Source organism: Stutzerimonas stutzeri (assembly GCF_024448895.1).
Classification (GTDB): Bacteria; Pseudomonadota; Gammaproteobacteria; order Pseudomonadales; family Pseudomonadaceae; genus Stutzerimonas; species Stutzerimonas stutzeri_Q.
The window spans coordinates 213,899-238,844 of the sequence record NZ_JAMOIC010000003.1 but is presented as its reverse complement, the minus strand read 5'-3'; the positions used below and the strand labels follow the sequence as shown (position 1 = coordinate 238,844).

Here is a 24,946-nt window from a genome sequence, read left to right as displayed (position 1 = left end):
CTCCACCAGCTAAATGCGTTGTAAATCAACCCCTTATTGACGGCGCACAAAATCGCCCCGTCATACACGTGGGCAAAAGGGGGAGCAGTTTACAAAGCCCGGTAGAACGACACAATTTTATTTTTGCAAGCCCCATAACAGTGCATCACGCACCTTTATGGGGCGTATTTTAGCGGGAACTCGTCATTTCCTGCTGTACGCTCGCAAAAGTCCGCGCCCAGGGCTTGCCTTGTTTCAACGCGGCAGGCAGTGAGCCTATCGCCTGCATGGCAGCTTGTCGGGTGGAAAAGCTTCCGTATGTCACCACATACAGTGGCTTGCCTTGATGCTGCTTGACGAAATAACGGTATCCATCGCCATGCTGCTTTATCAAAGCCTCAGCGTTGCCTTGAGTCCGGGTGCCCAGAATCTGGACCAGATAATGATTCTTAGGCTGAGCGGCATACCAATTGGCGGGTTGCTTGACAGCATCCGGCTTGACCTCGACCGGCTTCGCCACTGGCTCCGGCGCTTTCGGAAGTGGAGCCGAGGCTGCAGGTTTTGTTTGCGGCAAAGCCGACTCCGATTCCGGTGCCGGATCCGAAACGGGCGGCCGGACAGTAACAGGCGGCGGCTCGTCAGCAATTGTTGGCATATCTGCATCAGGCGCGACCCCATCATCCGACTCGGCGCTGCCGGCGGCTGCCAGCGGCTCACGAATTACCGGCTGATCCGGCTGAATAGCAGATTGCTCTGGCGATGCGACTTCAGATTGCGATGCAACAGACCCTCCGCCGTCCAGCGGCAGTTGTGTAGTCGCCGGCGCTACCGGCTCATCGGCAGTATCACGCATCAACAACGCAACCACGACGACCAAAACCACCGCAGCCAACGCCAGCAAATGCTTCATCGGCAGGGGAAGGGCCAAACCAGCCGTTTTCCGCTTTCCCTTTGATTGCTGCATCGCGTCGAGGAGCTCATCCCGCGCCGCCTGATTGATCGCACCAGGCCAGCCGCCTGAGACCTCATGGATCCGCACCAGCTGATCTTCGGAAAGGCAGTCGAGACCCGCACCGGCACCCTCCAGGCGTAGCGCCAGGTATTCCCGGGTTTCATCCTCCTCATAGGGCTGCAGCGCGATCACGTGAAAACGCTCTTCACCTTCGACCAGCGCCTCCAGCCGGGCAACCAGAGCATGCTCACCGAACAGGAAGACATGCGGCCGCCCCTCGGGACTGCCCTGGGCTAGTCGCAACAGCGTCTCTACTGCCGCGCCGGTGAGCCGCTCGGCATCGTCGACCAGCAGATATACCTCCTGCCCGGTGAGCGCGAGCTGGATGATCTGCCCCATGATCGAGTCGAAGTCTGCACGCTGAATACCGAGCGCCTGCGCAATCTGCTGCAACAGGACGTTGGAATCTAGCGTCTCTACAGGGGATATAACGACACTCTGGACGGACTGCTTGTTGCTGCTCGCTACAAGGGCTTGGCGTACGAGCGTTTTACCGCTTCCTTCAGGCCCGGTAACGACAAGCAACAGCTGACTGTAGCGGGCAAGGTGATGCAACTGCCCCAGCACTGGCTTGCGCTGTGCTGGGAAGAACTTGAAGCCGGGCACGCGTGCAGCGAAAGGGTCATGACTGAACCCATAGTGGTTCAGGAACGAATCGTCAGCAGACAAACTGGTCATGGAAATCTCTTAGGTTCTGACTCTCGCGCAAGCGCGTCGTAATTGACGTTCAACGTGGCCTCCAATAGCCCTCGAGGAAAGTCGCTGGTTACCGTCGCTTCACCCAGCCGCTTGAGCAGCACCAATCGCAACTGCCCGTCCAATACCTTCTTGTCGACTGCCATGTGGCGGAGAAAATCCTCGACGGACATGTTCGCCGGGGGCACGACGGGCAATCCGGCACGCGACAGTAAACGAATACCGCGATCTCGATCGGCCGCCGTGATCCAGCCCAATTGCCGAGACATTTCCATTGCCATGACAGTTCCAGCTGAAACAGCCTCGCCATGCAACCACGTCCCGTAACCCTGGTGGGTCTCAATGGCGTGGCCAAAGGTATGCCCGAGGTTGAGAGTGGCGCGAACCCCCGCCTCTCGTTCGTCCGCTCCCACTACGCGAGCTTTCGCCTCGCAGGACCGCCTTATCGCCTCGGTGAGGGCCGACTGATCCAAACTCCGCAGCCTCTCCATATGGTCTTCGAGCCATCCTAGAAACGGCTCATCACAGATTAGGCCGTACTTGATGACCTCGGCCAGGCCCGCCGACAGCTCCCTTGGTGGCAGGGTTAGGAGCGTCGTGGTGTCGATCAGCACTGCCTGAGGCTGATAAAAAGCGCCGATCATGTTCTTGCCAAGAGGGTGGTTGATGCCCGTCTTGCCGCCGACGGAGGAATCGACCTGCGAAAGAAGGGTCGTGGGTATTTGAATGAAATTTACGCCACGCTGATAGCTGGCGGCCGCAAAGCCAGCCATATCCCCGATAACGCCTCCACCCAGCGCGATGATCGTAGTCTTGCGATCATGCCTGGCGGTCAATAACGCATCGAAGATGAGCTGCAATGTCTGCCAGTTCTTGTGGGCTTCTCCGTCAGGAAGCACGATGGGAGTGACATTGAATCCGGCCAAGCCCTGGATAAGTCGTTCAAGATAGAGCGGTGAAACGGTCTCATTAGTGACGATTGCGATCTGCCTGCCATGGACATACTGGGCCAACAGCTCACCGCGACCAAGCAGCTGCTCGCCAATAAGAATCGGATAGCTGCGCTCACCGAGATCGACATGAAGAGTCTGCATAGGGCCCCCACGGCTAAAAGTGGGCTAGGATAGCGCAGATCGGGTCAGGCTTTCACGAGGCGCCAACGATTGGAGTTGGCTGAGAATTTCCTGCACGACCAGTCGCGGAGGGCGCTCGTCGGTCTGGATGATGACATCCGCGATCTCCCGATATAACGGGTCTCGCACTGCCATCAATCCAGTAAGAATTTCGCGAGGGTTAGGCGTTTGCAAGAGCGGGCGGTTACGGTCCCGCGAGGTGCGATCGAGCTGCTGCTCGACGGATGTACAAAGGTAGATCACTCGTCCGCCGGCTCGTAAGACTTCGCGATTATCTTGCCTCAGTACTGCACCGCCCCCAGTCGCCAAGACCACGCCGCGCATCAAGCACAACTCCTTGATCGCGACGTGCTCTCTTTCTCGAAAACCCTGCTCACCCTCGACATCGAATATCAGCGGAATGCTGGCACCGGTCCGCTGCTCGATTTCCTTATCAGAATCCCGAAACGGAAGCCGAAGCTCCTTAGCAAGCAAACGTCCGATGGTGCTTTTACCAGCGCCCATCGGACCTACGAGGATGACATTGGACATCAAATTGCTTAGCGGCTGGCCTGGACAGCCTGATTATTCATGATCCGAGGAGTTATGAATACCAGCAGCTCAGACTTTCTATCCTGTACCAAGTCGCGACGGAACACTCGCCCCACGAATGGTAGGTCACCCAAAAACGGGACCTTGTCGACGGACTTGCTCTGAGTATTTGAAAAGACCCCACCGATTACGATCGTCTCGCCATCGGTAACAAGAACCTTCGCATTGACTTCATTCTTACGAATGGCCGGAATGCCTCCAGTACTTGCTGCTTGGGAAAAGTCCGGCTCATCCTTTGTAACCTTGACTTCCATAATGATGCGGTTGTCAGGCGTAATCTGTGGAGTGACCTCAAGAGAAAGCGCGGCCTCCTTAAACGAGGTGCTAGTTGCGCCGCTGGAGCTCGCCTCTTGATAAGGAACCTCAGAGCCCTTGAGGATCTTAGCGGTCTCTTTATCAGCAGTAACTACTTTTGGCTGGGACACAACCTCGCCGTTGCCAGTCTTCTCCATTGCAGAGAGCTGCAGATCCAGGATGGCGTTATTCGTAACAAAACCTAAGCCAATGCCAGAAGTAGCACCAACAGCCCCTAAATCGACGAAAGGCAGATTTACCGGAGTTTCCCGAATTCCAGGAAAACGACCAACTTGACCTTCATCACCATCCTCTACGCCAAGGTTGCCACCTTTGCCCCATGCGTTCCATTTATCACCAGCCCACAGGTTACCCCCCCAGCGCACACCTAGGCTCTTGTCATAATCAACGTTTGCTTCGACGATCCGCGCTTCGATCATTACTTGGCGCACCGGAATGTCGAGCTGAGCAACAATGCGACGGAGCTCATCAAGGCGCTCCTGCGTTTGATAAGCGATGATGTTATTTGTACGGTCATCAACAGCGATTGACCCTCGATCCTCGCTTTCTCCGCCCTTATCGGTGACCGACTGAAATAGCCGAGCAATATCCGAAGCTTTAGCATAGTTCACCTGTACAACCTCGCGCCGCAAAGGAGCGAGGTCAGCGATTTGACGCTGCGACTCAAGCTCTTGCCGCTCACGAGCAGCGATCTCGTCGGCGGGCGCCACTAGCAGCACATTCCCGATCTGCCGCTTGTCGAGCCCCTTGGTCTTCAATACCAAATCCAGCGCCTGATCCCAAGGCACGTTCTGCAAGCGCAGCGTGATATTGCCCTGCACGGTGTCACTGGCTACCAAATTGAGATCAGTGAAGTCGGCAATCAGCTGCAGGACTGAACGCACATCGATGTCTTGGAAGTTTAATGAAAGCTTTTCACCCGAATAAGTGAAATGCTCAGCCTTTCGCTTTTCCGCATCCGCTTCGCTCAGCGGCTTCACGCTGATGGTTAACTTGTCGTCGGTCTGATACGCCAGATAGTCGTATCTCCCAGTTGGCTCGATGGCGATGCTAGCCCCATCAGCCTTGCTGCTTGAATCGACGAATTTGACCGGGGTGGCGAAATCTTGCACATCCAGCCGGACACGAAGCGACTCAGGTAATTGGGTCTTCGCGAAGGAGACACGGATCTTCCCCCCCTGCTCCTCAATATTCGGACTGATCGAGGGATCCGAAAGCGTAATCACCACGTCGCCAGAACCATCCTCCCCACGGCGGAAATCGATATTGTTGATCGACTTACCCTGAGGGATGGCTGCTACAGGCGATACCTTCGGCGACTGCGCGGCCGGCGTCGCTACGGCGGCCGTAGCGGGCGCGCCCGCCTCACCAAGAACCACGAACAGGTTATTCCCATCCACTCGGGTTGAGTAAGGAACGAGCGAAGTGAGGTTAACAATGAGACGTGTACGCCCCTGAGCCTCGACAACGGTCACGCTTCGGGCATTGCCTACACCGAGTTCCTGATTCTTGGACGCAAGCTTACTTGTGACACCGGGCAGGTCGAGAGCGATACGAGCAGGCTGGTCAAGGGTATACCCGCGCGGAGTGGGTACGGGCTCGTCGAAGGCCAGCTTCAGCTCTACGCGATCACCTGGAAGCGATGCGACATCAAGTGAGTTCAGATTTGCCGCCAAAAGCGCAGGCGAAATGAATGCTGCCAGCAAAGACAAACCGAGGCGAGACAGAGAGGTATTCATAAAAGGCTTCCGTTGTGCAGACCGGTAAAGGTTTTCCATATTTGCCATGACTCAAGAGCGCTCTTTCAAGGTCAGGCTGCGCGGGCGCTCAAGCCACCCACCCTCTCCGTCCGGAACGATTTCAAGCACATCCACCTCGGCCTCGCTGATTTCAACGATTCGGCCGTGGTTGCGCCCCAGATAGTCACCGATCTTCACTCGGTGAACCCCATCGCCACCTTTGATCAAGGCGTATTTGCCAGCGCCATTGGTCAATGTCCCGACCATGACGAAATTCTCTATATTGAATTCTTCGAGGAACTGTTTGATGCGAGCCTCGTCAGGACGAATATCTTTCGAACCTTTTTGTCGCTGAGTCAGATCTATCTTCATCGGCGGCTGAAACGGATGGCGCAGCGACGCAGCGCTATAGGTAAAAGCCTCGTAAGGTAGAAATGCCGGAAGCGGCTCGATTGAACCCTTCGGCTTGGCTCGGACCTCATCCATGTAAGCGCGCAGATCGTCGAAATCAGCACTTCCGCCGCACCCTGAAAGAACCGCCAAGCCTAGGCCAAGCGTAACGAGTCGGGCTCTTTTCATTTCTGCAGTCCCTTGTCGTTGTAGCGATAGGTCTTGGCCAGGATGTTCATGTGAAGCTTGGACGAGGAGTCCTTGCTCTGCGGCTTTATTTCGAAATCATGCAATGTCACGATTCGCGGCAGACTCGATACACCGCTCACGAAGGTCGCCAGGTCGTGATATGCACCCACAACCTTGATCTGTATCGGCAGCTCGATATAGAACTGCTGGGTTACTTCCGGCTGCAGCTTGATTTCCTCGAACTCTAGCCCGCTCCCTAAACCGGTACGTGTGATGTCTTCGAGCAGACCAGGCACCTCGGTGTCGCTGGGTAACTGACGCAGCAGCGCGCCAAAGGATGCTTCCATTTCAACCATCTGCGCCTTGTACGACTCGAGGTTCGCAGCCTGAAATGCCTTGGACGAGAATTGCTGCTTCAGGCTGGCTTCCTCGGCCGCCTGCTGGTCAAGACTTGCCTGCAGGTCGCTGAGATAAAAGTAGTATCCCCCCCCGAGCAAGAGAGCCATTAACAGCATGCCCGCAACGACTTTCACCGCTGCCGGCCATGAGCCAAGGTTGTTCATGTCCAGATCGGACAAATCGATGCTACGGAGGCTCTCCATCGAGCTTGCCAAACTCATGGCTTATCTCCCTCGGTGGCAACAACCGGTTGCGTCTGCTGCACGGTCAGCTGAAAAACGTTCTCCTGATCAATCGCGCCAGCAGTCACCGCCTTAACCTCGTTCAGGTTTGGCGCATCAAGCCACTCCGACCCGTCCAGATTACGCATGAGGTTCGAAACCCGGTTATTGGATTCAGCACCGCCAATAATTGCGATGTTTTTGCCAGTCATTTTCAGCTCTGTGAAATACACACCATCAGGGAGCGTCCGCACCAACTGGTCGAAAATCCGCCCGATGATTGGTCGGTTGCCCTGCAGGTCTTGAATGATCTTCATCCGTTCCAGCAATTGCTGCCGACGCTCTCTCAATTCCTTGATCTCAACGATCCGCGCATCGAGAACAGCGATTTCCTTTCGAATGAAATCATTACGTGCGTTTTGACGCTCGATCGCATGAGTGAAGTACTGGTCTGCGAAAAACAACAGCCCTACCGCCACGACCGCCACACCTGCAAGCGATACGAGAAAACGCTGCTTACGCTCTTCTCTTAACTGCTCGCGCCAGGGTAATAGGTTGATCCGCGCCATTAATCGAAACTCCTCAAGGCCAACCCACAGGCAATCATGAGGGACGGCGCATCACTGGCAAGCGCACCAGCATTGACTTTGCTGCTTAGAGCCATATCGGCAAATGGGTTGGCCACTAGGGTCTGAGTTCCGATTTTCTGCTGAATAAGGCGATCCAACCCTGGAATTGACGCTGTACCACCAGCCAGCAGAATGTAATCGACATCGTGGAACTGACCGGCCGCGAAGAAGAATTGCAGGGAACGAGAAACCTGCTGAACGACTGCCTCTTTGAACGGCTGCAACACTTCGCTGTCGTAGTCATCTGGGAGGCCTCCCTGCTTTTTAGCAAGGCCGGCTTCTTCCATGGATAAGCCGTACCGGCGCTGAATCTCTTCTGTCAGCTGGCGACCCCCGAACAACTGTTCGCGCGTATATATGGTGCGACCGTTGTGCAGAACACTCAGCGTGGTCATGGTTGCCCCGATATCGACTAGCGCGACGGTCAGCTCGTCATGGCCAGCACCCAACTGCGGCGCTAGCAACCCGTATGAGCGCTCAAGGGCATAAGCTTCCACATCGACGACTTTTGCTGTTAGCCCTGCCAAGGCGAGCGCTGCCTCTCGGATCTCGACGTTTTCCTTACGGCACGCCGCCAGCAGCACCTCGACCCGGCCCGGGGCGCGAGCAGCTTCACCCTGCACTTCGAAGTCGATCGCGACCTCCTCGAGCGGATAAGGAATGTACTGGTCCGCTTCGATCTTGAGCTGGTTTTCAAGCTCGTCGTCACTGAGCCCGCCATCCATCTCGATGCTTTTAGTGATTACGGCCGAACCGGATACCGCTACGGCAGCTGACTTCACGCCCGTTTTCGCCTTGGCTAGCAACCGAGTCAGAGCCTGGCCAACGCCCTCCAGCTCCGCAATATTCTTTTCCACCACGGCATTAGCCGGAAGCGGCTCGACCGCATAGGATTCAACCCGATACCGGGAGCCTGAACGGCTTAATTCGAGTAGCTTGACGGACGTCGAACTAATGTCGATCCCAAGCAGCGTGTTCGCTTTCTTAGTGAAGAGCCCTAGCACGGCCGAATTCCTTCTTTATCCGCTACTTACGGATTAATTATGTATGTCCGCATTAGATAACAGCCTTGACAGAAGCGCAAATGGCTCCCCAGCAAAAAAACCGCTTATAATGTGAACCGTTTTTCCTTTCAGCATCGTCTGCCGCGTCAACCTCATTTCCCACCCTGGATATAACGAACCCCGATGCGTTTTCTGAAGTTTTTTTTGTGGTCGTGCCTGACTATTTTCTGCGGACTTGCGCTCAGTCTCAGTGGGGCCTATCTCTATCTAAGCCCCAACCTGCCATCGGTGGATTCGCTGCGCAGCATTCAGCTTCAGATTCCACTGCGCATATACAGCAACGATGACAAGCTCATTGCCGAGTACGGCGAAATGCGCCGGAACCCGATCAGCTTCGATGAAATACCCGAGGATTTCATCGCTGCGTTACTGGCAGCCGAGGACGACAACTTCGCGAATCATTATGGCGTCGATGTTTCCAGCCTGATGCGTGCTGCCACGCAAATATTGAAAAGCGGGCACATTCAGACCGGCGGCAGCACCATCACCATGCAGGTCGCAAAGAATTACTTCCTCACCAGCGAGCGAAGCTTTTCCCGCAAGATCAACGAAATCCTTCTCGCGCTTCAGATCGAGAGAGAACTGAGCAAGAACGAGATTCTAGAGCTGTACGTCAACAAGATTTATCTGGGCAACCGCGCCTACGGTATCGAGGCAGCCGCACACGTCTATTACGGCAAATCCATACGCGATTTGAATCTTGCGCAAATGGCGATGATCGCGGGATTGCCGAAAGCACCCTCGGCGTTCAATCCACTGGCCAATCCGCAACGCGCCAAGGAGCGGCGCGACTGGATCCTCGGGCGCATGTATCGCCTTGGCAAGATTGACGAGTCGCGCTATCAGCAAGGGCTGGCCGAAGCCGTCGACGCGTCCTATCACGGCTCATCTCCGGAACTCGATGCGCCTTACATCGCAGAGATGGCACGTGCCGAAATGGTCGGCCGCTTCGGCAGCGCAGCGTACACCGATGGGTTCCGGGTCTACACCACTGTAACCCTCGAGCGTCAGGTCGCCGCCAACCGAGCGCTTTCGCTTGGCCTAATGGAGTATGACCAACGGCACGGCTACCGGGGCGCCGAAGGGCGAATGGAAAACAATGATCGCGAAGCTTGGCTGAAGGCACTTGGAAACTACCGTGGACAAGGCGACTTGATGCCCGCCATCGTTAGTGAAGTTGCCAACGATTCAATCAAGGTCCTGCTTCGAGACGGCAGCGAGCACAGCGTTAGTTGGGAAAGCATGAAGTGGGCTCGCCCGCACATCAATACGAACAGCCTGGGGCCTCAACCTAAAGCGCCGTCGGATGTAGTCGAATCCGGTGACGTGATACGTGTCCGTATCACCGACGAAGATGTACGCTTCGCCCAGGTACCTCAGGCGCAGGGAGCGCTGGTGTCCCTTGACCCGCTTGACGGCTCGATCGAAGCACTGAGCGGCGGGTTTTCGTTCGGGCAAAGTAACTACAACCGCGCCATCCAGGCGAAACGGCAACCTGGTTCCAGTTTCAAGCCATTCATATATAGCGCAGCTCTGGATGCCGGCTATACACCCGCAACGCTAGTCAACGACTCGCCCATCGTCTTCATCGAACAAGGCCAAGACCGGATCTGGCGCCCGAAAAACGATAACAACACGTTTTTAGGCCCGATTCGCCTGCGCGAGGCGTTGTACAAATCACGCAACCTGGTTTCGATCCGCTTGCTGCAGACCCTCGGAATCCCACACACGCTCGACTATGTCAAACGCTTCGGATTCAAGTCTGAGGACTTGCCACCGAACTTGTCGCTGGCGCTAGGCACAGCAACCCTCACGCCCATGGAAATCGCCACCGGCTGGACGGCATTCGCTAACGGCGGCTACAAGATAGAACCTTACCTGGTTGAGCGTATCGAGGACCGGGACGGCAAGGTGATATTCACAGCCAATCCAGCTCGAGTACCAGAGCGAACCCCAGCGAGTGCAGCTAGCCAGGCAGAAGACGGGACTGCTGCAGTCAGTTACGCACAGAATGACACGACGCTCGATGATGGCTCCGATGCAGTCACTGAGCGCAAGCACGCCGAGCAGATCATCGATGACCGAACCGCTTACATCATGACCAGCATGCTGCAAGACGTTATCAAGCGGGGGACAGGCAGAAAAGCGCTGTCCATGGGTCGGGGTGATCTGGCCGGGAAGACAGGCACGACGAACGAGTCCAAGGACAGCTGGTTCTCCGGGTACAACGCCGACATCGTGACGACGGTCTGGGCTGGATTCGATCAACCCCAGAGCCTGGGCCGGCGGGAGTACGGCGGAACCGTCGCGCTTCCTATCTGGATGCATTACATGAGCGCGGTATTAGACGGAGCGCCCGAGCATGCACCAGCTGAACCCGAAGGTATTCTTACGCTGCGTATAGATCCCAAGAGCGGCCGAGCGGCCGCACCGGGTACGCCTGATGCCTACTTCGAGATATTCCGAAGCGAGGATTCGCCTCCTGGGATGGACGGAGAGATGACGCCGGGTTCCGTGCTGCCCGACAGCCCACTACCAGAGTCCGAAGCGGCACCGATGGACCTTTTTTAAGCGATGAGCCCCCAGGTCTAACGTCGGCTACTATCGTGAAGCGCCTTGGTGTCCCAGGGCATGGCGCAGCGGGAAGACGTATACCTGATACTCATCCCACGAACTGCTTCCATAAAAAACCCCAGCCAAGGCTGGGGTTTGTCGTCTGGAGCTTCCGCCCGGTGCCGGGCGAGCTAATCAGTCATCCGTTGAAAACGTCGTCGACCGACTTCAGCGGGTAATTGGAAGGGTACGGCAGCGTCGCTACACCGCTTTCGATCGCAGCCTTGGCCACCGCATCGGAAACCAGCGTAATCAGGCGGGGATCCATTGGCTTCGGGATGATGTACTCACGTCCAAATTCCAGATTATCGACGCCATACGCAGCCGCCACTTCTGCCGGCACGGGCAGTTTAGCGAGCTCACGCAGCGCCTCAGCCGCGGCAATTTTCATTTCTTCGTTGATGCGCTTGGCCCGCACATCCAAAGCGCCACGGAAGATGAACGGGAAGCCGAGCACGTTGTTGACCTGGTTCGGGTAGTCCGAACGGCCAGTCGCCATGATCACATCGGAACGGGTTGCATGCGCCAGCTCTGGGCTGATCTCCGGATCGGGGTTGGAGCAGGCGAAGACTACCGGATTCGCCGCCATACGCTTCAGACCTTCGGCGCTCAGCAGATTTGCGCCGGATAGCCCGACAAACACGTCAGCCCCGTCGAGCGCATCATCAAGTGTGCGCTTGTCGGTCTCATGCGCAAATACCGCCTTGTACTGATTGAGATCGTCCCGACCGGCATGAATAACGCCCTTGCGGTCGATCATGAAGATGTTCTCAATCTTGGCACCCATGCTGACCAGCAATTTCATGCAGGAGGTCGCGGCAGCGCCAGCGCCGAGGCAGACGATCCTGGCCTGCTCCAGGGTTTTCCCAGCGATTTCCAAAGCATTCAGCATGCCCGCCGCAGTCACGATGGCTGTGCCGTGCTGGTCGTCGTGGAACACCGGAATATCGCATTGCTCGATGAGCGCGCGCTCGATCTCGAAACACTCGGGCGCCTTGATATCTTCCAGATTGATTCCACCAAAGGTGATGGAAATGCGCTTGACCGTGTCGATGAAGGCTTGCGGGCTCTCCGCATCGACTTCGATATCGAATACGTCGACACCGGCGAAGCGCTTGAAAAGGACACCCTTGCCTTCCATCACCGGCTTCGAAGCCAGCGGGCCGAGATTGCCGAGACCCAGAATTGCGGTGCCATCGGAAATTACTGCAACCAGATTGCCCTTACCGGTGTACCGGTACGCCAGTTCGGGATCGCGAGCGATTTCCCGGACCGGCTCCGCTACGCCAGGGCTGTAGGCCAACGACAGGTCGCGAGCGGTGGAAGTGGGCTTGGTCAGCTCGACGCTCAGCTTTCCCGGACGGGGCTGGGAGTGATAGTCGAGAGCGGCGGTTTTCAGGTCAGTCATGTGGCATTTCCGCTTATTTTACTGGGACAGACAGGGGGCCGAGCATACGCCAAGACCGATCGTCGTCACAAGCCGAGGGGAAAAGCTGACTGTCAAGTGCTGACTCTACGACTTTAAGCGCATAGCGTTGCAACAACACGCCATCTCAGCCAAACCCTTGCGGGACGGGTCACGGTTGCACGATGAGCATCGAGGGATCACTGATCTTCAGCAACCAACGCGCCTGCCGCGACAAATCCGCGCGACCCTTGCGATCGATCACCCAACCCCTCGCCTCAATCTCCTTGCCGGCGAGATCCTTCAACGGCTCGAACTTGTGAGCGACCTTATGAGGAACCTGCAAAACCGCAGATCCATCCAACTCCAACCAGGTACCGCCGCGGTTCGACTCAACGCGCTCCACCCGCCCATTGAGCACGGCAAATCCTCCACTGTGCAGCTTATTCGCGGGGACGACCGGGGATTGGCGCCAGACGCCAAGGCCTTCCGCGCGCGCCTCGCGCTCCAATTTCCTATGGCAGCCGACCAACTTAGTGTTTGGCGCGATGGCGACGAAGTACCCGAGGCCTTCGGCCAGAAGTAGCGCTTCGAGATTTCTGCCGTCATCGTCAAAGGCATGAGCCAGAACGCGACCGTAGTGGTCTTTCGCCTGCAGCCCAGGACGCAGTCCAACCTGCCAGCTATTGGCGCTGATCAGTGCTTTGAGCTTTAGCCGGGAGGCATCAGCAAAGGGTTCTGCACGTCGCCCTTGGCGCGCGACCTCTGGCGCATTCAAGCCAATGAGACGAACACTGCGCCCGTCGGCCAGGCGCAGCGTATCGCCATCAATGACCCTTGCAACCTTTACACGCGTCAGTGCACCACTGATTGGGCAAAGCGCTTGGGCCGGCAGACTGAGAAGAACAGAAACGAAAAAGGCGCCCACAAGGGACGCCTTCTTCAGATGCTCGGAAAACCGCATGGGGTTCCCGTCGCGGCGACAGCTTACTTGGCGCCGAACACACCGAAACGCTGCTTGAAGCGGTCGATACGGCCGCCGGTATCCAGCACTTTCTGCTTGCCGGTGTAGAACGGGTGGCACTCAGAGCAAACATCGATGCTCAGGTTCTTGGCCAGCGTGGAGCGCGTCTTGATGACGTTGCCGCAGCTGCAAGTGGCTTCGATTTCAACGTAGTTAGGATGGATATCGGCTTTCATGGAAAAATCCTCTAGGACTTGTGCCGCCACCCGACCCTATGTCGAGTACCGCACGGAAGGGCGCGAATAATACCAGAGCCGGTTAGCGATGCAAGGGCAGCCGGTCGCCATCAAATACCGCCTGGCTGTACCCAAGCCGACGTTGGTTGGCAGCCGCGGACGTCGCCAGGCCTGTTGCCTCGCTGGATAGTTTAAGATCGCCGCTCGCCGCCAAGGACTATCGCGTGCCCCAACCCATACTTCGCCTCGCCCTGCCCTCGCCGCTGCGCAGGCTTTTCGACTACCTGCCTCCCGCCGGCGTGCCGCATGCATCGTTGCGGCCGGGCATGCGCCTGCGAGTGCCGTTCGGTCGACGCGAGATCGTTGGCGTACTGATTGAGGTCGTCAGCACCAGCGAGGTGCCGGAGGCGAAGCTCAAGCCAGCGCTGGAACTGCTCGATGCGCAGCCACCGCTCCCTCCGCCGCTGTTCAAACTTTGCCTGTGGACTGCCCAGTATTATCAACACAGCCTGGGCGACACACTCAGCTGGGCACTGCCGGTTCTGCTGCGCCAAGGCGAGCCCGCCGAAGCGAGGCAGGAACGTTTCTGGCACGCGGCCAGCGAAGCGCGCCCGGAGGATCCGCGATTGAGCCGCGCCCCACGCCAGCGCGAGGCGCTGAAGACCATCGCTCAGCACCCACACGGCGTGGCGCATTCGTTGCTGACTCAGTTGCAACTCAACAAGGACAGCCTCGACCAGCTGCTGCAGAAAGGCCTGCTGCGAGTCGAGACCCGGCGCAGCCATGAGGCGCGGCAGCATCAAGGCAGCTGGCTCCTTCAGCCGGAGCTTTCGCTCAACCCGGAACAACGTGCAGCTTTCGAGGCCATCCGCGCCGGACTGGACGGATTCCAGACGTTCCTGCTCGCTGGCGTTACCGGGAGCGGGAAGACGGAAGTCTATCTGCAGCTGATTCATCAGGTGCTCGAGGCTGGCAAACAGGCCTTGGTGCTGATCCCTGAGATCAACCTCGGACCGCAAACGCTGGCGCGCTTCGAAAAGCGCTTCAACGCACGCATCGCCCTGCTGCATTCGAACGTCAACGATCGCGAGCGCCTGGATGCATGGCTGGCTGCGCGGGACGGCGAAGCGGACATCATCATCGGAACGCGGTCGGCGTTGTTTACCCCGATGAAGAATCCGGGACTGATCATCCTCGACGAGGAGCATGACGCCTCATATAAGCAGCAGGAGGGCCTGCGTTATCACGCCCGCGATCTTGCGGTTGTCAGAGCGCGCCAGGAAAACCTTCCGATTCTGCTCGGGTCTGCCACACCCTCTCTGGAAAGCCTGCAGAACGCCCACAGTGGCCGCTATGCATTGCTGAAACTGACCCAGCGAGCCGGCGGCGCCCAGGCACCGCGCTTCTTGCGTCTGGACGTCAAGAGCCGCCCGCTGGACTCGGGTATCTCAGGCCCCCTGCAGCAGGCCATGACCCAGACACTCGCTGCCGGGCAGCAGGTATTGGTGTTCCTGAACCGCCGCGGCTTCGCCCCATCGCTGCTCTGTCACGATTGCGGATGGATCAGCCAGTGTCCGCGCTGCGACGCCAGAATGACCTTGCACCAACGCCACAACGAGCTGCGCTGCCATCATTGTGGGCACGTCGAACGTCCTCCGCACAGCTGCCCGGACTGCAATAAACTCGATCTGCGGCCCGTGGGGGCGGGTACCGAACGTGCAGAAGAACGACTGACCACGATATTCCCGGAGTTCCCGGTACTGCGCATCGACCGCGACAGCACCTCCCGCAAGGGTTCGATGGAGCAGCTGCTGACAACTATCAACCGCGGCGAGCCTTGCCTGCTGGTGGGCACCCAGATGCTTGCCAAGGGACACCACTTCCCCCGGGTCACACTGGTCGCCATTCTCGACGCCGATGGTGGGCTGTTCTCTGCAGACTTTCGTGCTAGCGAGCGCATGGCGCAATTGATCGTACAAGTCGCCGGACGGGCAGGACGCGCTGAGGAGCCCGGAAAAGTAATCATCCAAACGCATCTGGCTGATCATCCGCTGCTGGTTCAGCTCACCGAACAAGGCTATTTCGCCTTTGCCGACCAGGCCCTGAGCGAACGCCGCGCCGCCGGGCTACCGCCATTCAGCCACCTTGCGCTGCTGCGCGCTGAAGCGCAGAAGCCTGGGCAGGCAGAAGAATTCCTCGACCAGGCGTGCAGCCAGGCCGAGCAACTGATCACGCAGCTGAGCATCACGGGCGTTGAGCTACTTGGCCCGGTACCGGCGCCCATGGAGCGACGCGCGGGGCGCTTCCGGGCCCAACTACTACTGCAGGGCAACGCAAGAGCACCGCTACACAAGTTGATGAGCACGTGGATTCCGCTCGTAGAAGCACTTCCGGGCAGCCGCACGGTGCGCTGGTCGCTGGATGTGGACCCGATCGACTTGTTCTGAGAAAGAGCAAATACAAGCGCAACCGGCAACTAGACGCCTTAAGCCTTGAAGGTTCGCCCCCTGCGCCCCGATAATGCCCAGTTTTCGACCAAAGCCTCCGGGCCGCAGAGCACACGATGAAAGACAGTATTCGCCACCTGATTCAGCAAGCCCTGGCCCGCCTTACCGCTGAAGGGGTGCTGCCCGAGGGGTTGAGCCCGACGATCCAGGTGGAGAACACTCGCGACAAGACTCACGGCGACTTCGCCAGCAACATCGCCATGATGCTGGCCAAACCGGCCGGTATGAAGCCGCGGGATCTGGCGCAAAAGCTTATCGACGCCCTCCCAAGCGATGCATCCGTCAGCAAGGTGGAGATCGCGGGCCCCGGCTTCCTCAATTTTTTCCAGAACAGCGCAGCGCTCGCCCAGCGGCTTGATGTAGCCCTGGCCGATCCGCAGCTCAGCGTCAGCAAGACCGGCGCCGCTCAACGCGTGGTCGTCGACTTGTCCTCGCCGAATCTCGCGAAAGAAATGCATGTTGGCCATCTCCGCTCGACCATCATCGGCGACGCTGTCGCGCGGGTACTGGAGTTTCTTGGTGACGATGTTATCCGCCAGAACCACGTAGGCGACTGGGGTACCCAGTTCGGCATGCTGCTGGCCTTTCTCGAGGAAAACCCGGCAGCCGCCGAAACCGAGCTGTCCGATCTTGAGCAGTTCTATCGTGCGGCGAAACAGCGCTTTGACGAATCCACGGAGTTCGCCGAGCGTGCGCGCGAACTGGTGGTGAAGCTGCAAGCAGGGGACGCTGACTGCCTGCGCCTGTGGAAGCAGTTCAACGAGGTCTCGCTCTCCCACTGCCAGAAGGTTTATGACCGTCTCAACGTCAAGCTGACACCCGCCGACGTCAAGGGCGAAAGCGCCTATAACGCCGACCTCGCCGATATCGTCGAGTCGCTCAACGTAAAGGGCCTGCTGAGCGAGAGCAATGGCGCCCATTGCGTCTTTCTCGATGAGTTCAAGAACGCTGAGGGCAATCCCCTTCCGGTGATCGTCCAGAAAGCCGGCGGCGGCTATTTGTATGCGACCACCGATCTGGCATCGATGCGCTACCGTAGCCAGCAACTGAAAGCAGATCGTGCACTGTATTTCGTCGACCAGCGCCAAGCGCTACATTTCCAGATGGCATTCGAAGTTGCGCGCCGGGCTGGCTTCGTCGATCCCGAGATGCAACTTGAGCACATGGGCTTTGGCACCATGAACGGAGCGGACGGACGCCCATTCAAAACTCGTGACGGCGGGACGGTGAAACTGGTCGACCTGCTCGACGAAGCCGAACAGCGCGCCTATAGCCTGGTCAAGGGCAAGAACCCCGAACTGGATGACACAGAGCTGCGGCAGATCGCGCGCGCAGTAGGCATCGGCGCTGTGAAATATGCTGACCTGTCCAAGCACCGCACCAGCGATTACAGCTTCAATTTCGAGCAGATGCTCAGCTTCGAAGGCAATACCGCGCCCTATCTGCTGTATGCCTATACCCGTGTCGCCAGCGTGTTCCGCAAGCTGGGCACTTCCATGGATGAGCTGGCCGGTGAGATTCATCTGGACGCAGAACAGGAACAGGCGCTGGGCGCGAAGCTGGCTCAATTCTCCGAAGTGCTCAACGGTGTGGGGGAGAAAGGCGTTCCACATCTTCTGTGCAGCTATCTGTACGATCTGGCAGGGCTGTTCTCCAGCTTCTATGAGCACTGCCCGATTCTCACTGCCGAAAGCGAAACCGTGAAACAGAGTCGTCTGCGCCTTGCCGCCCTGACTGGAAGGACGCTCAAGCAGGGCCTTGAGCTGCTTGGCCTGGAAACCCTGGAGCGGATGTAAGTGGCAGCCAAGAAGAAACCCGCACCCAAGCGTGGCGCGAGCCGCTATCAGGCGCCAGCCCGCAAGCCGATTCCTGGTTGGGTGTGGCTGGTATGCGGCCTGGTCATTGGAGGGTTCATCATGTTCCTGATGAGCCTCGAACCTGGCGGCGATGAGATCAAGCGCGCCAAGGACACGGCGAAGCCCAAGGAGCAGCCTAAGCGCTCGGCGCCTGCCACGGGTCAACCGGTGAAGCCCAAGTACGACTTCTACACGCTGCTGCCAGAGTCGGAAGTAATCCTGCCGCCCGAAGCGCCAAAGCCAGAGCCGCCCAAGCCGGTCACTCCCGAAGAGGCCGCCAAGATCGACGCCGCGCGGGCTGAGGCTGCACTGAATGGCCAGGTTCCGCCGCCACCCCCGACGGTAGCCAAGGCGCCGGTGACTCAGTTCTTTCTGCAAGCCGGCTCCTTCCGCAAGAAACCCGAAGCCGAGAAGGTCCGCGCACAGATCATCCTGCTGGGTCAGGATGTTCGGGTAGAGAGCGTCACGGTGCGTGACGAAGACTGGTATCGAGTACTGGTAGGCCCGTATGCAAATCGTGACCAGCTGGCCCAGGCACAGAAAGCGCTAGCGGCCAGTGGCTACAGCAATCTCCTGCTGCAACAGCGCCAGGTGCGGTAGCTGAAAACAACGAGCGCGGTGCCTTCCGAAGCTGGCACCGCAGCGCTAACGCCTGACGAGCCCCGCCCGCTCGAAGCTCAGTCGGCTAGCGCAACCAACCTAGTGATCGACACCCAGAAGCCAACAGGCTCTGTGGGGCGCTCTGCCCATCCAGACCTATTCTTGGCAACGAAACGATTTGCCTGAATGCCAGCCGTCAGCCAACAGGACAAGGCAGGCTACACGTGCCGACAAACTGAATATCTTGCCTGATACAGCACGGAAAATCAGCCCACCTCAACCCCGCCGTGGCGCATAGGCGAATACGTCCGCACGCATCTGGGTCGCATCCATCCCCGCCTCGACAAGCGCGTCCAGCGTGCCGTAGATCATGGCTGGAGATCCGCTTGCGTAGACATGCACCGGCTTCAGATCCGCGATGTCCTCGCACACCGCCTCGTGCAGCAGGCCGCAACGCCCCTGCCAGCCGCAAACGTCACTGACCACCTGATGCAAGTAGAGATTCGGCATACGCTGCCACTCCGCCCAGTGGGGGAGCTGATAGAAATCTTCTGGACGTCTGACACCCCAGTAAAGGTGTACCGGGTGCGCAAAGCCCTCGGCCCGGCAGTATTCGATGAGGCTGTGCATCTGAGCCATGCCGGTTCCCGCCGCGATAAGCACCAAAGGGCCATCCGGTAGCTCGGCAAGGTGCGTGTCGCCGAACGGCATCTGAACCGTCGCCATCCCCTTGTTCCTGATGAACTTCAGCAGTTCGATGGCCGATGGCTCACGCGCGAGCACATGAAGCTCCAGCTCGCGACCACGGCCGGGGGCCGACGCCAGCGAGAAAGCACTGAATTCTCCATCCGCTCGCTCAAGCAACAGGTATTGCCCGGCGTGATAGCGCGGCAACTTGCCCGCTGGCGCCCTGAGCAGCAGGCGAAAAACGTCGCCTCCAACCTCTTCGCAGCCGATCAGCTGGCAGCTGAGCGTACGCACCGGCAGCTCCCCCGGTGCCAGAACACCATCCCAGAGCAGCACACAGTCTTCTTCAGGCTGCGCCAGACACGCAAAAACTTCGCCGTGATCGTGACTCTCGCCGCGTTGGCGAACCCGCCCGTTAACGAGCAGAGCAGCACAGATCAGGCAGTTGCCGTTGCGGCACGCCTGCGGGCAGTCATAGCCCAGGCGCCGTGCCGCGTCGAGAATCAGCTCGCCACGCTCGACTTCGAGCACCGCGCCAGAGGGTTGCAGCGTAACTTTCATCTGATTCAAAACCTGAAATTGCGATTACGTATCATCAGTCGATACCCAGCTCGGCCCAGAGTTCGTCGACACGACGCTTGACCGCCTCGTCCTGAACGATGGCACGGCCCCATTCACGGGTGGTTTCACCCGGCCATTTATGAGTTGCATCGAGCCCCATCTTGCTTCCGAGGCCAGAAACCGGCGAAGCGAAGTCGAGATAGTCGATGGGGGTGTTCTCGATCAGAACCGTATCGCGCTTGGGATCCATGCGCGTCGTGATCGCCCAGATCACATCATTCCAGTCACGCGCGTTGATATCGTCATCGGTGACGATAACGAATTTGGTGTACATGAACTGACGCAGAAAGCTCCAGACACCCAGCATCACCCGCTTGGCGTGGCCGGGATACTGCTTCTTCATAGTCACTACAGCCATTCGGTAGGAACAACCTTCCGGGGGCAGATAGAAATCGGTGATCTCGGGAAACTGCTTCTGCAGAATCGGCACGAAGACTTCATTGAGCGCCACGCCCAGAATCGCCGGCTCGTCCGGCGGACGTCCCGTATAGGTACTGTGATAGATCGCATCCCGGCGCCGGGTGATGCGATCTACAGTGAACACCGGAAAGCGATCGACCTCGTTGTAATAACCCGTGTGATCGCCATAAGGCCCCTCGTCAGCCATCTCGCCCGGCTGGATATGCCCTTCGAGCACTATCTCGGCACCTGCTGGCACCTGCAGATCACTCCCTCGGCATTTGACCAGCTCGGTTCGACTGCCTCGCAGCAGGCCAGCGAAAGCGTATTCAGAGAGCGAGTCCGGCACTGGCGTCACCGCACCGAGGATGGTGGCCGGATCCGCCCCCAAGGCAACTGCAACCGGATAAGGACGACCGGGGTACTTCTCGCACCACTCCCGAAAATCCAGCGCACCACCACGATGGCTGAGCCAGCGCATAATCACCTTGTTGCGACCAATCACCTGCTGGCGGTAGATGCCGAGGTTCTGCCGCTCCTTGTTAGGGCCTTTGGTGATCGTCAGCCCCCAGGTAATCAATGGGCCCGCATCACCTGGCCAGCAGGTCTGGACTGGCAACGTCGACAGGTCGACATCGTCGCCTTCGATAACCATTTCCTGGCAGGCCGCATCCTTCAGCACTTTAGGTGCCATGCTGATGACCTTCTTATAGATCGGCAGCTTGCTCCAGGCGTCTTTCAGCCCTTTGGGCGGCTCGGGCTCCTTGAGGAAAGCGAGCAATTTACCTATCTCGCGCAACTCAGAGACTTCTTCAGCCCCCATCCCAAGCGCGACCCGCTTCGGAGTGCCGAACAGATTACCGAGCACTGGCATGTCGAATCCGGCCGGGTTCTCGAAGAGCAACGCTGGCCCCTGCTTGCGCAAGGTGCGGTCGCAAATCTCAGTCATCTCGAGAACAGGGGAAACGGCGGTCGAGACGCGTTTGAGTTCGCCGCGCTTTTCCAGACCGCTGATAAAGTCGCGAAGGTCACGATACTGCATGCTTGAGCCTCGTGTGGGCCGGCAGGATTGGGTCGCAGAGTTTAGCCTTGACGCTGGCGATTCCAAAACCTGCAGACAGACAAAGGCCGGGTTTCCCCGGCCTCGGTGCAACGAACCAGACGCTTACTTGCGCTTCATGGACATGAAGAATTCGTCGTTGGTCTTGGTGTCTTTGAGCTTGTCCAGCAGGAACTCGATGGCCGCACTCTCATCCATTGGATGCAGTAGCTTGCGCAGAATCCAGATCCGCTGAAGCTCTTCCTCGCTGGTCAGCAGCTCTTCACGGCGAGTACCCGAACGGTTGATGTTGATCGCTGGGAACACCCGCTTCTCGGCGATGCGACGATCGAGCTGCAACTCGAGGTTGCCGGTGCCCTTGAATTCCTCGTAGATCACCTCGTCCATCTTCGAGCCGGTTTCGACCAGCGCGGTGGCGATGATAGTCAGGCTGCCACCTTCCTCGATATTCCGTGCAGCGCCGAAGAAGCGCTTAGGCTTCTCAAGGGCATGGGCATCGACACCACCGGTCAGTACTTTGCCAGAGCTCGGAATCACTGTGTTGTAGGCGCGCGCCAGACGGGTAATGGAATCGAGCAGGATGACCACGTCTTTCTTGTGTTCGACCAGGCGCTTTGCCTTCTCGATCACCATCTCCGCAACCTGCACGTGGCGGGTCGGCGGCTCGTCGAAGGTCGAAGCAACCACTTCACCGCGAACGGTGCGCTGCATCTCGGTCACTTCTTCCGGACGCTCGTCGATCAGGAGCACGATCAGGTGGCATTCAGGATTATTACGCGTGATGTTGCTGGCGATGTTCTGCAGCATGATCGTCTTGCCCGCTTTCGGCGGTGCGACGATGAGGCCGCGCTGGCCCTTGCCGATCGGAGCACAGAGGTCGATTACGCGACCGGTGAGGTCTTCGGTGGAGCCGTTACCAGCTTCCATCGTCAGCCGCTTGTTGGCGAACAATGGGGTCAGGTTCTCGAAGAGAATCTTGTTCTTGGCGTTTTCCGGGCGATCGAAGTTGATCGTATCGACCTTGAGCAACGCGAAGTAGCGCTCGCCTTCTTTCGGCGGGCGGATTTTTCCGACGATGGTGTCGCCAGTACGCAGGTTGAAGCGGCGAATCTGGCTCGGCGAGACATAAATGTCGTCAGGGCCGGCGAGATAGGACGAATCCGCGGAGCGCAGGAAGCCAAAGCCATCCTGCAGAATCTCCAGCACGCCATCACCGGAGATTTCCTCACCGCTCTTAGCGTGCTTTTTCAGCAGAGAGAAAATCACGTCCTGCTTGCGCGAACGGGCCATGTTGTCGATGCCCATCTGTTCGGCCATTTCCAGCAGTTCGGTGATGGGCTTTTGCTTAAGTTCGGTCAGATTCATAGAGAGAGATCAGAAGGGATGAAGAAAGCGATTAGCTTGAGAAGCCGCGCAGCAAGAGACGAACAGGTTCGTTGTGCTTTATGAGGCTGAAGTGCGTCGGCGACGGCATGCAGGGGGCGACGGAAGAAGCGTCGCGAGGCCGAATTTAGCACCGTGCAGGCGAAGCGTCCACCCTGCAGTTATAAAAAAGCCCCCGCATTTTGCGAGGGCTTTCATAAACAGCCGAATCGGATCAGATGTTGCTGTCCAGAAACGCCGCCAGCTGCGACTTCGACAAGGCGCCGACCTTGGTGGCCTCGACATTGCCGTTCTTGAACAGCATCAGCGTCGGGATACCGCGGACGCCGTATTTTGGTGGCGTTTCCTGATTCTCATCGATGTTCAATTTGCAGACCTTGAGCCTGCCTTCGTATTCCTTGGCGATCTCGTCGAGGACCGGAGCGATCATCTTGCACGGGCCACACCACTCAGCCCAGTAGTCGACCAGCACAGGGCCGTCGGCCTGGAGCACGTCCTGCTCGAAACTGCTGTCGCTGACATTGTTGATGTATTCGCTCATGGAATTTTCTCCAGGGTCAAAATCGGAAGTGCCGCCATCATAGCCCGGCTTGGGAGGGATCGAAAGTCGCAGTCTGTCGCTTGGGTAATAGGCAATAACTATGGAACGGGGCACTGGAGCGATACGTCTCGCTGCGGCGAAGCAGCGCTGCGCGTTGGCGTATGAAGGCGATCATGTCAGGATGTCGGGGTTTTGCACAGAGACCGCCCCATGCGCCCACTAGCCGTCGAACCCTCGCCGATGATCGCTGCACTCGATCTTGGCTCGAACAGTTTCCACATGGTCCTTGCTCGGACCAGCAACGGTGAGATGCGCATCCTCGAACGGCTTGGCGAAAAGGTCCAGCTCGCAGCCGGCATAGATGAAAATCGTCAGCTCGACGAAGCCGCCATGCAGCGCGGCCTGGACTGCCTGCGTCGTTTCGCGCAACTGGTCAATCACCTGCCACAGGGCGCTGTACGTGTGGTGGGCACCAATGCCCTGCGGGAAGCCCGCAACCGTGCACAGTTCATTCGGCAGGCCGAGACGATCATCAATCACCAGGTGGAAGTGATTTCGGGCCGCGAGGAAGCGCGACTGATTTACCTGGGTGTCTCGCATACTTTCCCGGCATCGGCTGGCAAGCGGCTGGTCGTCGATATAGGTGGCGGCAGCACCGAATTCATCATTGGCGAAGGCTTCGACTCGCTATTGCGTGAGAGTCTGCAGATGGGTTGCGTAAGCTTTACGCAGCGATTCTTTCGAGACGGCAAGGTCACCCCCGCCCGTTACGCACAGGCATACACCGCTGCGCGATTGGAATTGATGAGCATCGAACACGGATTGCGTCGGCTCGGCTGGCAGGACGCAGTAGGCGCTTCCGGCACCATTCGTGCCGTCGGACTGGCTATCAAGGGTGCCGGGCTGGGCAATGGCGAAGTCACCGCCGAAGGCATCGGCTGGCTGAAACGCAAGCTGTTCAAGCTCGGCGATGTCGATAAGCTGGACATGGACGGCATCAAACCAGACCGCAAGGGTATCTTCCCAGCCGGATTGGCGATCATCGAAGCCATATTCGATGCGCTGGAATTGACCAGCATGGCGCACTCGGAGGGCGCGTTACGCGAGGGCGTACTCTACGACCTCATCGGCCGCCATCATCAGGAAGACATCCGCGACCGCACCCTGAGCTTTCTCATGGAGCGCTACCATGTCGATACCGAGCAAGCGTCGCGTGTCGAGAGCAAGGCCCTAGAGGCCTTCGATCAGGTTGCAGCGGACTGGGGGCTGGACGAGGACTGGCATCGCGAGCTGCTGAGCTGGGCCGCTCGCATCCATGAAGTCGGCCTGGACATCGCGCACTATCACTACCACAAACACGGCGCCTACCTGATCGAGCATTCCGACCTGCCCGGCTTCTCCCGTCAGGATCAACAAATGCTGGCTCTGCTGGTCCGCGGGCACCGTCGTAACATACCCAAGCAGAAGTTCGAGGAAATGAGCGAGGACGGCGTCAAGCTGACACGGCTTTGCGTGCTGCTTCGCTTTGCCATCCTGTTCCACCATATTCGTGGGCCGCAGCAGGCGCCCGCGTGCAAGCTCGAAGCCAGCGACAACGCCCTTGATGTGGCGTTTCCCGACGGCTGGCTGGAGCAGAATCCGTTGACCCAGGCCGATTTCGCATTGGAAGCCGATTGGCTCAAGCGAATCGACTTTGCGCTGATAGTACGCTGATTGG

General features: G+C 58.3%; 20 protein-coding genes. 5 read left to right on the top strand and 15 right to left on the bottom strand.

The genetic code is table 11. From position 1 onward, the window contains the following. Window positions 1-169: 169 nt before the first annotated feature. Genes NA619_RS05135 through NA619_RS05100 form a run of 8 tightly spaced genes read right to left on the bottom strand, consistent with a single transcriptional unit; the run spans window position 170 to window position 8,297 of the window. Window positions 170-1,669 (bottom strand): SPOR domain-containing protein, encoded by a 1,500-nt coding sequence (locus NA619_RS05135; protein WP_255960630.1) that lies wholly within the window; start codon window positions 1,667-1,669, stop codon window positions 170-172. Then, entirely contained in the window at window positions 1,666-2,781 is a 1,116-nt protein-coding gene (gene aroB, locus NA619_RS05130; RefSeq protein ID WP_255960628.1) for a 3-dehydroquinate synthase, read from the bottom strand. Before aroB ends, NA619_RS05135 begins: the two co-directional genes overlap by 4 nt. 24 nt (window positions 2,782-2,805) lie before the next feature. Continuing rightward, the gene (gene aroK, locus NA619_RS05125; protein ID WP_255960626.1) at window positions 2,806-3,351 is read right to left on the bottom strand and encodes a shikimate kinase AroK; all 546 of its coding nucleotides are present in this window, start codon (window positions 3,349-3,351) and stop codon (window positions 2,806-2,808) included. Between the two features lie 8 nt (window positions 3,352-3,359). Continuing rightward, entirely contained in the window at window positions 3,360-5,465 is a 2,106-nt protein-coding gene (pilQ, locus tag NA619_RS05120; protein ID WP_255960624.1) for a type IV pilus secretin PilQ, read from the bottom strand. A 51-nt stretch (window positions 5,466-5,516) separates the two neighbouring features. Then, window positions 5,517-6,044 (bottom strand): type 4a pilus biogenesis lipoprotein PilP, encoded by a 528-nt coding sequence (pilP, locus tag NA619_RS05115; RefSeq protein WP_255960622.1) that lies wholly within the window; start codon window positions 6,042-6,044, stop codon window positions 5,517-5,519. Then, a complete protein-coding gene (gene pilO, locus NA619_RS05110; RefSeq protein ID WP_255960620.1) occupies window positions 6,041-6,664 on the bottom strand; it encodes a type 4a pilus biogenesis protein PilO in 624 nt (207 codons plus the stop codon). Before pilO ends, pilP begins: the two co-directional genes overlap by 4 nt. After that, entirely contained in the window at window positions 6,661-7,233 is a 573-nt protein-coding gene (gene pilN, locus NA619_RS05105; RefSeq protein WP_255960618.1) for a type 4a pilus biogenesis protein PilN, read from the bottom strand. The genes pilO and pilN overlap by 4 nt, the downstream gene beginning before the upstream one ends. Beyond that, window positions 7,233-8,297 (bottom strand): type IV pilus assembly protein PilM, encoded by a 1,065-nt coding sequence (locus NA619_RS05100; RefSeq protein WP_255960616.1) that lies wholly within the window; start codon window positions 8,295-8,297, stop codon window positions 7,233-7,235. Before NA619_RS05100 ends, pilN begins: the two co-directional genes overlap by 1 nt. Before the next feature lie 183 nt (window positions 8,298-8,480). On the opposite strand from NA619_RS05100, the gene NA619_RS05095 reads away from it, so the two are divergent. After that, the gene (locus NA619_RS05095) at window positions 8,481-10,928 is read left to right on the top strand and encodes a penicillin-binding protein 1A (RefSeq protein ID WP_255960614.1); all 2,448 of its coding nucleotides are present in this window, start codon (window positions 8,481-8,483) and stop codon (window positions 10,926-10,928) included. Between the two features lie 181 nt (window positions 10,929-11,109). Here the strand turns inward: NA619_RS05095 and NA619_RS05090 are convergent, their stop codons facing one another. From NA619_RS05090 to rpmE, 3 genes are all read right to left on the bottom strand, one after another. After that, the gene (locus NA619_RS05090; protein ID WP_255960612.1) at window positions 11,110-12,378 is read right to left on the bottom strand and encodes a malic enzyme-like NAD(P)-binding protein; all 1,269 of its coding nucleotides are present in this window, start codon (window positions 12,376-12,378) and stop codon (window positions 11,110-11,112) included. 169 nt (window positions 12,379-12,547) lie between these two features. After that, window positions 12,548-13,339 carry a thermonuclease family protein gene (locus tag NA619_RS05085; protein ID WP_255960610.1) on the bottom strand — a complete coding sequence of 264 codons (792 nt, stop codon included), beginning with the start codon at window positions 13,337-13,339 and terminating at the stop codon, window positions 12,548-12,550. Between the two features lie 23 nt (window positions 13,340-13,362). Beyond that, window positions 13,363-13,575 carry a 50S ribosomal protein L31 gene (rpmE, locus tag NA619_RS05080; protein WP_003283472.1) on the bottom strand — a complete coding sequence of 71 codons (213 nt, stop codon included), beginning with the start codon at window positions 13,573-13,575 and terminating at the stop codon, window positions 13,363-13,365. A gap of 224 nt (window positions 13,576-13,799) precedes the next feature. Here rpmE and NA619_RS05075 point away from each other — a divergent pair, with 224 nt between their 5' ends. The 3 genes from NA619_RS05075 to NA619_RS05065 all read left to right on the top strand — a co-directional run bounded on the left by NA619_RS05075 (window position 13,800) and on the right by NA619_RS05065 (window position 18,538). After that, window positions 13,800-16,022, top strand: a complete 2,223-nt coding sequence (locus NA619_RS05075) for a primosomal protein N' (RefSeq protein WP_255960608.1) — start codon at window positions 13,800-13,802, stop codon at window positions 16,020-16,022. Window positions 16,023-16,138: 116 nt separating this feature from the next. Then, on the top strand, window positions 16,139-17,878 hold the full coding sequence (gene argS, locus NA619_RS05070) for an arginine--tRNA ligase (RefSeq protein ID WP_255960606.1): 1,740 nt from the start codon (window positions 16,139-16,141) through the stop codon (window positions 17,876-17,878). Continuing rightward, complete coding sequence (locus tag NA619_RS05065; RefSeq protein WP_255960604.1) at window positions 17,879-18,538, top strand: SPOR domain-containing protein; 660 nt, start codon at window positions 17,879-17,881, stop codon at window positions 18,536-18,538. 276 nt (window positions 18,539-18,814) lie between these two features. On the opposite strand, the gene NA619_RS05060 is transcribed toward NA619_RS05065, so the two are convergent. The 4 genes from NA619_RS05060 to trxA all read right to left on the bottom strand — a co-directional run bounded on the left by NA619_RS05060 (window position 18,815) and on the right by trxA (window position 23,229). Continuing rightward, complete coding sequence (locus NA619_RS05060; protein WP_255960602.1) at window positions 18,815-19,786, bottom strand: CDP-6-deoxy-delta-3,4-glucoseen reductase; 972 nt, start codon at window positions 19,784-19,786, stop codon at window positions 18,815-18,817. A gap of 34 nt (window positions 19,787-19,820) precedes the next feature. Further along, entirely contained in the window at window positions 19,821-21,287 is a 1,467-nt protein-coding gene (gene ubiD / locus NA619_RS05055; protein ID WP_255960600.1) for a 4-hydroxy-3-polyprenylbenzoate decarboxylase, read from the bottom strand. A 123-nt stretch (window positions 21,288-21,410) separates the two neighbouring features. Next, a complete protein-coding gene (rho, locus tag NA619_RS05050) occupies window positions 21,411-22,670 on the bottom strand; it encodes a transcription termination factor Rho (RefSeq protein WP_122167035.1) in 1,260 nt (419 codons plus the stop codon). A 232-nt stretch (window positions 22,671-22,902) separates the two neighbouring features. Then, on the bottom strand, window positions 22,903-23,229 hold the full coding sequence (gene trxA / locus NA619_RS05045) for a thioredoxin TrxA (protein WP_122167037.1): 327 nt from the start codon (window positions 23,227-23,229) through the stop codon (window positions 22,903-22,905). A gap of 210 nt (window positions 23,230-23,439) precedes the next feature. Here trxA and ppx point away from each other — a divergent pair, with 210 nt between their 5' ends. Beyond that, on the top strand, window positions 23,440-24,942 hold the full coding sequence (ppx, locus tag NA619_RS05040; protein ID WP_255960593.1) for an exopolyphosphatase: 1,503 nt from the start codon (window positions 23,440-23,442) through the stop codon (window positions 24,940-24,942). Window positions 24,943-24,946 lie beyond the last annotated feature (4 nt).

What these genes read in the sequence shown, in the direction of transcription:
- NA619_RS05135 (WP_255960630.1), bottom strand. Translation starts at nt 1,669, where the DNA reads ATGACCAGTTTGTCTGCTGACGATTCGTTCCTGAACCACTATGGGTTC.
- aroB (WP_255960628.1), bottom strand. Translation starts at nt 2,781, where the DNA reads ATGCAGACTCTTCATGTCGATCTCGGTGAGCGCAGCTATCCGATTCTT.
- aroK (WP_255960626.1), bottom strand. Translation starts at nt 3,351, where the DNA reads ATGTCCAATGTCATCCTCGTAGGTCCGATGGGCGCTGGTAAAAGCACC.
- pilQ (WP_255960624.1), bottom strand. Translation starts at nt 5,465, where the DNA reads ATGAATACCTCTCTGTCTCGCCTCGGTTTGTCTTTGCTGGCAGCATTC.
- pilP (WP_255960622.1), bottom strand. Translation starts at nt 6,044, where the DNA reads ATGAAAAGAGCCCGACTCGTTACGCTTGGCCTAGGCTTGGCGGTTCTT.
- pilO (WP_255960620.1), bottom strand. Translation starts at nt 6,664, where the DNA reads ATGAGTTTGGCAAGCTCGATGGAGAGCCTCCGTAGCATCGATTTGTCC.
- pilN (WP_255960618.1), bottom strand. Translation starts at nt 7,233, where the DNA reads ATGGCGCGGATCAACCTATTACCCTGGCGCGAGCAGTTAAGAGAAGAG.
- NA619_RS05095 (WP_255960614.1), top strand. Translation starts at nt 8,481, where the DNA reads ATGCGTTTTCTGAAGTTTTTTTTGTGGTCGTGCCTGACTATTTTCTGC.
- NA619_RS05090 (WP_255960612.1), bottom strand. Translation starts at nt 12,378, where the DNA reads ATGACTGACCTGAAAACCGCCGCTCTCGACTATCACTCCCAGCCCCGT.
- NA619_RS05085 (WP_255960610.1), bottom strand. Translation starts at nt 13,339, where the DNA reads ATGCGGTTTTCCGAGCATCTGAAGAAGGCGTCCCTTGTGGGCGCCTTT.
- rpmE (WP_003283472.1), bottom strand. Translation starts at nt 13,575, where the DNA reads ATGAAAGCCGATATCCATCCTAACTACGTTGAAATCGAAGCCACTTGC.
- argS (WP_255960606.1), top strand. Translation starts at nt 16,139, where the DNA reads ATGAAAGACAGTATTCGCCACCTGATTCAGCAAGCCCTGGCCCGCCTT.
- NA619_RS05060 (WP_255960602.1), bottom strand. Translation starts at nt 19,786, where the DNA reads ATGAAAGTTACGCTGCAACCCTCTGGCGCGGTGCTCGAAGTCGAGCGT.
- ubiD (WP_255960600.1), bottom strand. Translation starts at nt 21,287, where the DNA reads ATGCAGTATCGTGACCTTCGCGACTTTATCAGCGGTCTGGAAAAGCGC.
- rho (WP_122167035.1), bottom strand. Translation starts at nt 22,670, where the DNA reads ATGAATCTGACCGAACTTAAGCAAAAGCCCATCACCGAACTGCTGGAA.
- trxA (WP_122167037.1), bottom strand. Translation starts at nt 23,229, where the DNA reads ATGAGCGAATACATCAACAATGTCAGCGACAGCAGTTTCGAGCAGGAC.
- ppx (WP_255960593.1), top strand. Translation starts at nt 23,440, where the DNA reads ATGCGCCCACTAGCCGTCGAACCCTCGCCGATGATCGCTGCACTCGAT.